Origin of the sequence: Streptomyces sp. NPDC050504, from assembly GCF_044458065.1 — a bacterium.
Taxonomy (GTDB): domain Bacteria; phylum Actinomycetota; class Actinomycetes; order Streptomycetales; family Streptomycetaceae; genus Streptomyces.
In genome coordinates, this window is the sequence record NZ_JBITHO010000026.1 from 1 (window position 1) to 9011 (window position 9011).

1 protein-coding gene is annotated in these 9011 nt (G+C 71.4%); it reads right to left on the bottom strand.

The window, feature by feature from the left end; all coding sequences use genetic code 11:
- A partial coding sequence (locus tag ACIBNE_RS41065) for an amino acid adenylation domain-containing protein (protein WP_399281197.1) occupies positions 1–9011 on the bottom strand: 9011 nt, incomplete at both ends.

The following is a 9011-nucleotide window of genomic DNA, read 5'->3' on the forward strand; positions in this document are numbered from 1 at the left end:
GACAACGTACGCACCGGCACATCACACGCCGTGTCGTTCCACTCCACCAACACACGCCGACGCTCACCGACACCCAGCACCTCGATGTCACCGAGAGGGACATCGGGGTCAGTCGTCGCCGCGTCCAGTACCCGGACGAGGCGATCGACGAGCGTGTCGACGGTCGTGCGGTCGAACAGGTCGGCGGCGAACGTGACGACTCCGTTCACGCCTGCGGCAGCGCCCTCGGCGTCGAACTCCTCCGCCAGGACGAAGGACAGGTCGAAGACCGGGTTGTCGCCGACGTCGAGCCTTTCCATGTCGAGTCCCGGCAGGTCGAGCGTGGCGGCTGCGACGTTCTGCAGCACCAGCATGGTCTGGAAGAGGGGGTGGCGGGCCGAGGAACGGACGGGGGCGAGTTCTTCCACCAGTCGTTCGAACGGCAGGTCCTGGTGGGCGAGTGCGTTGAGGCTCTGCTCGCGGACGCGGTGGAGCACGTCGCGGAAGGTGGGGTCGCCCGACAGGTCGGTGCGGATGACGAGGGTGTTGATGAAGAAGCCGACGAGCTGATCGAGGTTCTCGTCGGTGCGCCCGGCGACGGGGGTGCCGATGGGGATGTCCGTGCCCGCGCCGAGGCGCGAGAACAGGGTCGCCAGAGCGGCGTTGAGCACCATGAACAGGGTGACGCCTTCTGCCCTGGCCAGATCGCCGAGCCGCTGGTGCAGATCGGTATCGATGTGCAGCCCGGAAGTGTCGCCCCGGTGGGTGGCCGTCCTGGGGCGGGGGCGGTCGGTGGGCAGAGCGAGTTCTTCCGGCAGCCCGGCCAGCCGCTCCCGCCAGTAGGCCAGTTGACCGTAGTGGAGGCTCGTGGGGTCTTCCGGGTCGCCGAGGAGGTCGCGCTGCCAGAGGGTGTAGTCGGCGTACTGGACCGGAAGGGCTTCCCTGACGGGCGATCTGCCCTCGCTCCGGGCCGTGTAGGCGGCCGACACGTCTCGCGCCAGGGGAACCAGCGACCACGCGTCGGCGGCGATGTGGTGCACCACGATCACCAGGACGTGGTCGCGGGGGCTCAACCGGAAGAGCCTGGCCCGCAGCGGAACATCGGTGCGCAGGTCGAACGCGGAACGCGTGAGCCGCGTCATCTCCTCCCGCAGGTCCGCCTCGGCCACGTCGACGAGCGGCACGTCGAAGGAGACGGACTCCGGAGGGAGGACCAACTGCTGCGGCGTACCGTCGGGGGCGGGGAAGACGGTCCGCAGCACTTCGTGCCGCACGAGGACGTCGCGCAGCGCGGCGCGCATCGCCCCGGTGTCCAGGTCTCCCTTCAGGCGCAGGGCCACCGGGATGTGGTAGTTGGCGTTCTCGCCTTCGAGTTCGCGCACGAACCACAGCCGTGTCTGTGCGAAGGACGGCGGCAGCACCTCGGGGCGCGGCCCGGGCACGACCCGGGGCCGTATCGCGCCCATGTCCCCCAGCCCGGCCGCGAGTCCGGCGACCGTGGGGTTCTCGAACAGGGCCCGGATCGGGACCTCGGCCCCGAGCACGGTGCGGACGCGGCTGACCAGTCGGGTGGCGAGCAACGAGTGGCCGCCGAGGTCGAAGAAGCCGTCGTCCACCCCGACGTGCGGGAGGCCGAGGATGTCGGCGAACACCTGGCACAGGAGCTGTTCCTGGAGGGTCCGCGGCTCCCGGCTGCCCTCGGTGGTCCCGTACGCGGGTGCGGGGAGGGCGCGTCGGTCGAGCTTTCCGTTGGAGGTGAGCGGGAGCGCGTCCAGGACCACCACGGCCGACGGCACCATGTAGTCGGGCAGCAGACCGGCGGTGTGGTCGCGGACGGTGGCGCTGTCCAGGTCCGCCGCCGGAACGACGTAACCGATCAGGCGCTTGTCGCCCGGCTGGTCCTCGCGGACGACCACGGCGGCACTGGCGACGGCGGGGTGCGAGGCGAGGGCGGCCTCGATTTCGCCGGGTTCGATGCGGAAGCCGCGGATCTTGACCTGGTCATCGGCCCTGCCGAGGTGTTCGAGCCGGCCGTCACCGGTCCAGCGGGCGAGGTCGCCGGTGCGGTACATCCGCTGCCCCGGCGCGCCGTAGGGGTTGGCGACGAACCTCTCGGCGGTCAGGGCGGGGCGGTGGAGGTAGCCGCGGGCGAGCTGGGCGCCGGCGACGTACAGCTCGCCGGGGGTGCCGGGGGGAACGGGCCGCAGGGCCGCGTCCAGCACGTAGGTCTGGGTGTTCCACATCGGGCGGCCGATGGGCGTGCTCCCCCGGCCCGTGTGGCCCGTGGCGCCGACGGCGTTGGTGTCGTCCAAGGGGTCCAAGGAATCCACGGGATCCACGGGGTAGTCGGTGCAGCCGACGGTGGTCTCGGTCGGTCCGTAGTGGTTGACCACGGGCACGTCCGGGTGGTCGCGGTGCCACTGCTGGAGCTGCGCCGCGCTCAGGGATTCCCCGCCGAGCATGAGCTGGCCGGTGGGCGCCCAGTTGCCGGGGAGGGTCTGGAGGAACGCCAGGTGGCTGGGGGTCGCCTTGAGGAAGGTGATCTCGTGGACCGCGAGGGTCGCGGGGAGGGTCTCGTCCCAGGTGGCGATGTGCAGGCGTCCGCCGCTGGTGAGCGCGCCGTACAGGGCGGTGACGCCGAGGTCGAAGGCGATGGACGCGTGGAGCAGGGTGCTGCCGCCGAGGTGGGGGTAGGCGTGCCGGGCGCGGGCGATGTAGTTGACCACGCCCTGGTGGGTGACGGCCACGCCCTTCGGCAGCCCGGTGGAGCCCGAGGTGTAGATGACGTACGCCGGGTGCGCGGGCAGCAGGGCACCACGGCGGTCGCTGTCGGTGAGGTCGGTCGACGGCAGGCCGTCGAGCGCGCCCGTCGTGTGCGGTGCGTCGAGGACGAGCCGGGGGACGTTCCCCTCCGGGGCGACGGCTTCCGTGGTGACCAGGAGGGTCGGCCGTGCGTCGGCGAGCAGGTGGGCGAGGCGGTCGGCGGGGTGGTCGGGGTCGACGGGGAGGTAGGCGCCGCCCGCCTTCAGGACGGCGAGGACGGCGACGACGAGGTCGGTCGAGCGGGGAAGCGCCAGGGCGACGAGGTGTTCGGGGCCGGTGCCGTGCGTGATCAGGAGCCGGGCGAGCCGGTTGGCCCGGGCGTTGAGGTCGGCGTAGGACACCTCGTCGTCCTCGCACACGACGGCGGTGGCGTCCGGCGTGCGGGCCGCCTGTGCCTCGAACAGCTCCGGCAGGGTCGACGCCGGCACCTCGTGTGCCGTGTCGTTCCACTCGACGAGGACCTGTCGGCGTTCGGCCGGGCTGAGGAGTTCGATGCCGCTGACGGGCTGGTCGGCGTCGGTGGCCACGGCGCCGAGGAGCCGGACGAGCCGTTCGACGAGGGTGACGACCGTCGTACGGTCGAAGAGGTCGGTCGCGTACGTGATGACGCCGGTCAGGCCGCTCGGCAGCCCGTGGGGGGCGAAGTTCTCCTGGAGCTGGACGTCGAGGTCGAACTTGGCGGGCTGGTCACCGCCTGGCAGCCCGACGGTGTCGAGCTCCGGCAGGTCGAGGACGGGTGCTGCGGTGTTCTGCAAGCCCAGCATGACCTGGAAGAGGGGGTGGCGGGCCATCGAGCGGGCGGGGGCGAGGTCTTCCACCAGCCGCTCGAACGGCACGTCCTGGTGGGCGAGGGCGTCAAGGCTCTGCTCGCGCACGCGGTGGAGCACGTCGCGGAAGGTGGGGTCGCCCGACACGTCGGTACGGATCACCAGCGTGTTCACGAAGAACCCGACGAGCTCGTCCAGGCTCTCGTCCGTGCGGCCGGCCACGGACATGCCGACGGGGATGTCCGTGCCCGCGCCGAGGCGCGAGAACAGCGTCGCCAGGGCGGCGTTGAGCACCATGAACAGGGTGACGCCTTCGGCCCTGGCCAGGGCGGTCAGCCGCTGGTGCAGATCGGCATCGATGTCCAGACGCGCGGTTCCGCCGCGGTGGGTGGCCACGGGGGGCCTGGGGCGGTCGGTGGGCAGGGCGAGTTCTTCCGGCAGATCGGCCAGCACCTGCCGCCAGTGGGCGAGCTGCGCGTGGTGCAGACTCCCGGGATCGTCGGGGTCACCGAGGAGTTCACGCTGCCACAGCGCGTAGTCGGCGTACTGGACCGGAAGCGGCGCCCAGACCGGGGCACGGCCCTGGGACCGGGCGGCGTACGCGGCGGAGATGTCCCGCGCCAACGGAGCCAGGGACCACCCGTCACCGGCAACGTGATGCAGGACCACCACCAGGACATGATCCCGCGGAGCCAACGCGAACAACCGCGCCCGCAACGGAACTTCATGACTGAGGTCGAAGGCATGCCGGGACTCGTCGGCCACCGCCCGCGCCAGCTCGTCCTCCGCCACCTCTGCGACGGGCAGTGGGAGATCGATCGCCTCCGGGGTGATGATGTGCTGTTCCGGCGTGCCGTCAGTGCTCGGGAAGACGGTGCGCAGGGCTTCGTGCCGGGTGACGACGTCCGCAAGGGCAGCCCGAAGGGCCTCGGCATCGAGCTCTCCGGTCAGGCGAAGAGCGAGAGGAATGTTGTAGAGCCCGGAAGGCCCTTCGAGTTCACCCAGGAACCACAGCCGCTGCTGAGCGAAGGACAACGGAACCACCTCGGGACGCGGCCCGGCCACCAGCCCCAGACGCACCACCCCCGCATCCGCCAGACGACCGGCCAGACCCGCCACCGTCGGCGTCTCGAACAACGCCCGAATCGAAACCTCCACCCCGAGAACAGCCCGAATACGACTCACCAGACGCGTCGCCAACAACGAATGACCGCCCAGGTCGAAGAAGCTGCCGTCCATCCCCACGTGCGCAAGCCCCAGGACTTCGGCGAACGCCTGGCTGAGCAGCTGCTCCCGCAGGGTCCGCGGCTCCCGGCCCTGGCCCTGACCCGTGGCGGTGTGGTCGGGGGCGGGCAGTGCGGCGCGATCGAGCTTGCCGTTCACCGTGAGCGGGAGCGCGTCCAGGATCACCACGGCCGAGGGCACCATGTGATCGGGCAGCATCCGCGACACGTACGCGCGCACCGCACCGGCGTCCGGGCCGTCGAGCGCCGCGCCGTCGGCGTGGTCGCCCGGGACGACGTAACCGATGAGTCGCTTGTCGCCGGGGGTGTCCTCGCGGACGACCACGGCGGCACCGGCGACAGCGGGGTGGGAGGCCAGGGCAGCCTCGACCTCGCCGGGTTCGATGCGGAAGCCGCGCACCTTCACCTGGTGGTCGGTGCGGCCGAGGAACGCGAGCTGCCCGTCGGCGGTCCAGCGGGCCAGGTCGCCGGTGCGGTACATCCGCTCGCCCGGCGTACCGTACGGGTTCGCGACGAACCGCTCGGCGGTCAGCCCCGGCCGGTCGAGATATCCCCGGGCCAGGCCGGCCCCCGACACGTACAGCTCACCGGCCACACCCGGTGGCACCGGCCGAAGCGTCGCGTCCAGGACGTACAGCCGATCGCCCGAGACCGGTCCGCCGATCGGTACGGGACCGTCCTCGACCCGCTCCACGGTGTGCCAGGTCGCGAACGTGGTCGTCTCCGTGGGCCCGTACACGTGCAACAGGTGCTTCGGCGGGTCGAGTTCCATGACCCGCCGCACCATCGCCGGGTCCGCCGCCTCGCCGCCGAACAGCAGGTGCCGCAGACGCCCGAGCCCTTCGGGCGACTCCACCGCGATGCGGTTGAACAGCGCGGTGGTGACGAACATCGTGGTGATCCCGCTGCGCTCGATCCGCGCGGTGAGGCGTTCGGGCGACAGCAGTACGTCCCGGTCGACGCCCACCAGCGTCGCGCCGTTGGCCAGCGCGCCCCAGATCTCGAAGGTGGCCGCGTCGAACGACACCGACGACGCCTGGGCGACGACGTCGCCCGCCCCCAGCTCCACGTAGTTCGTCAGCCGGACGAGACGGGCGACGGCCTGCTGCGGTACGACGACGCCCTTGGGGCGTCCGGTGGAGCCGGAGGTGTAGATCACGTAGGCCGGGTGGAGAGCCGACAGCCTGCCGCCCCGGTCCGTGTCAGACAGGTTCTCCCCGCCGAGCTCCTCCAACTCGGCTGCGGTGGCGGGATCGTCCAGCACCACGCACGCGTCGGGAAGGTCCGCACGGGCCTGGGCCTGCCGCGTGACCAGCAGTTTCGGCCGGGCGTCCGCCAGCATGAAGGCGATCCGGTCGGCCGGATAGGCCGGGTCGACCGGCACGTACGCCGCGCCCGCCTTGACCGTCGCCAGCAGCGCGACCACCAGGTCGGCCGAGCGGTCCGTCAGCACCGCCACCCGGTCCTCCGGCCGCACGCCCCGGGAGACCAGGAGCCGCGCCAGCCGGTTCGCGCGTACGTTCAACTCGGCGTAGGACAGCTTGACTTCGTCGAACTCGACTGCCGTGGCGTCCAGCCTGCGGGCTGCTTGGGCTTCGAACAGCTCCGCAAGCGTGGCCTGCGGCGCTTCTCCGCCGGTCTCGTTCCACTCGACGAGGACCCGCCGACGTTCGGCCGGGCCGAGAAGGTCGATGCGGGCCACCGGGAGCGCGGAGTCCGTGGCCACGGCGTCGAGCACGCGGACGAACCGCTGGACGAGCGTGTCCACGGTGGTGCGGTCGTACAGGTCGGCGGCGTAGGTGAGGGTGCCGCTCAGACCTGCGGGACGGCCGTCTGCGTGGGTCTCGCGGAGCTGGAGGTCGAGGTCGAACTTGGCCGGCTGGTCCCCGTTGGACAGCAGGTCACTGTCCAGCCCCGGCAGGTCGAGTGCCGGGTCCACGGTGTTCTGCACGGCGAGCATGGCCTGGAAGAGGGGGTGGCGGGCCATCGAGCGGGTGGGGGCGAGGTCTTCCACCAGCCGCTCGAACGGCACGTCCTGGTGGGCGAGGGCGTCAAGGCTCTGCTCGCGCACGCGGTGGAGCACGTCGCGGAAGGTGGGGTCGCCCGACACGTCGGTACGGATCACCAGCGTGTTCACGAAGAACCCGACGAGCTCGTCCAGGCTCTCGTCGGTCCGTCCGACCACAGGCGTACCGATGGGGATGTCCGTGCCCGCGCCGAGGCGCGAGAACAGCGTCGCCAGAGCGGCGTTGAGCACCATGAACAGGGTCACGCCTTCGGCCCTCGCCAACACGGTCAGTCGTGCGTGCAGGTCCGCCTCGATGCGGACGGCGACCGTGGCGCCTCGGTGGGATGCCGCTTGAGGCCGTGGCCGGTCGGTGGGCAGGACGAGTTCTTCCGGCAGATCGGCCAGCACCTGCCGCCAGTGGGCGAGCTGCGCGTGGTGCAGACTCCCGGGATCGTCGGGGTCACCGAGGAGTTCACGCTGCCACAGCGCGTAGTCGGCGTACTGGACCGGAAGCGGCGCCCAGACCGGGGCACGGCCCTGGGACCGGGCGGCGTACGCGGCGGAGATGTCCCGCGCCAACGGAGCCAGGGACCACCCGTCACCGGCAACGTGATGCAGGACCACCACCAGGACATGATCCCGCGGAGCCACCGCGAACAACCGCGCCCGCAACGGAATCTCACGGCCCAGGTCGAAGGCGCGTGCGGCTTCCTCCCTGACGGCCTCCACGATGTCGGCCTCGGCCATGTCGGTCACGGACAGCTGGGCGCGGAGGTCAAGCGCCTCCGGGGTGATGATGTGCTGTTCCGGCGTGCCGTCAGTGCTCGGGAAGACGGTGCGCAGGGCTTCGTGCCGGGTGACGACGTCCGCAAGGGCAGCCCGAAGGGCCTCGGCATCGAGCTCTCCGGTCAGGCGAAGAGCGAGAGGAATGTTGTAGAGCCCGGAAGGCCCTTCGAGTTCACCCAGGAACCACAGCCGCTGCTGAGCGAAGGACAACGGAACCACCTCGGGACGCGGCCCGGCCACCAGCCCCAGACGCACCACCCCCGCATCCGCCAGACGACCGGCCAGACCCGCCACCGTCGGCGTCTCGAACAACGCCCGAATCGAAACCTCCACCCCGAGAACAGCCCGAATACGACTCACCAGACGCGTCGCCAACAACGAATGACCGCCCAGGTCGAAGAAGCTGCCGTCCATCCCCACGTGCGCAAGCCCCAGGACTTCGGCGAACGCCTGGCACAGGAGGTGCTGCTGCGGAGTCCGTGGCTCTCCGCTCTCTCCGGTTGCCCTGTACGTGGGCGCGGGCAGGGCGTTGCGGTCGAGCTTGCCGTTCACCGTGAGCGGGAGCGCGCCCAGGACGACCACGGCCGAGGGCACCATGTGGTCGGGCAGCAGGCCGGCGAGATGGGTGCGCACTTCCGCGCCGTCCGCGCCCGAGGAGGTGGGGACGGGGACGGCATAGCCGACCAGACGCCTGTCACCGGGGGTGTCCTCGCGGACGACCACGGCGGCCTGGGCGACGGCCGGGTGCGCGGCCAAAGCGGCCTCGACCTCGCCGAGTTCGATACGGAAACCGCGCACCTTCACCTGGTGGTCGGTGCGGCCGAGGTGTTCCAGCTGCCCGTCGGCGGTCCAGCGGGCCAGGTCGCCGGTGCGGTACATCCGCTCGCCCGGCGTACCGTACGGGTTCGCGACGAACCGCTCGGCGGTCAGGCCGGGGCGGTTGAGGTAGCCACGGGCGAGGCCGTGGCCGGTGAGGTAGAGCTCGCCGGGGACGCCGGGGGCGACGGGCCTCAGGGAGGCATCGAGGACGTACAGGCGAGTGTTGGCGATGGGGGCGCCGATACGGACGCCGGTGGCGGGAGTGAGGTGGGCGGTGGTGGCGCAGACCGTGGCCTCGGTCGGTCCGTAGGCGTTGACGAGGGCGCGATCGGCCGCCCAGGGTGCTACCTGGTGTGCGGGGAGCGCTTCGCCCGCTGTGATGAGGGTGGCCAGGTGGGGAAGGTCGCGGGGGTCGAGGTCGGGGAGGACGGCGGGGGGAAGGGTGGCGTGGGTGACATTCCGCTCCTTGAGGAAGCCGGTCAGTGCCGGGCCGCCCTTCAGGTCGTCGTGGGCTGCCAGGACAAGGCAGGCCCCGCTGCACAACGTCACCACGATCTCGGCCGTCGCGGCATCGAAACCCGGCGA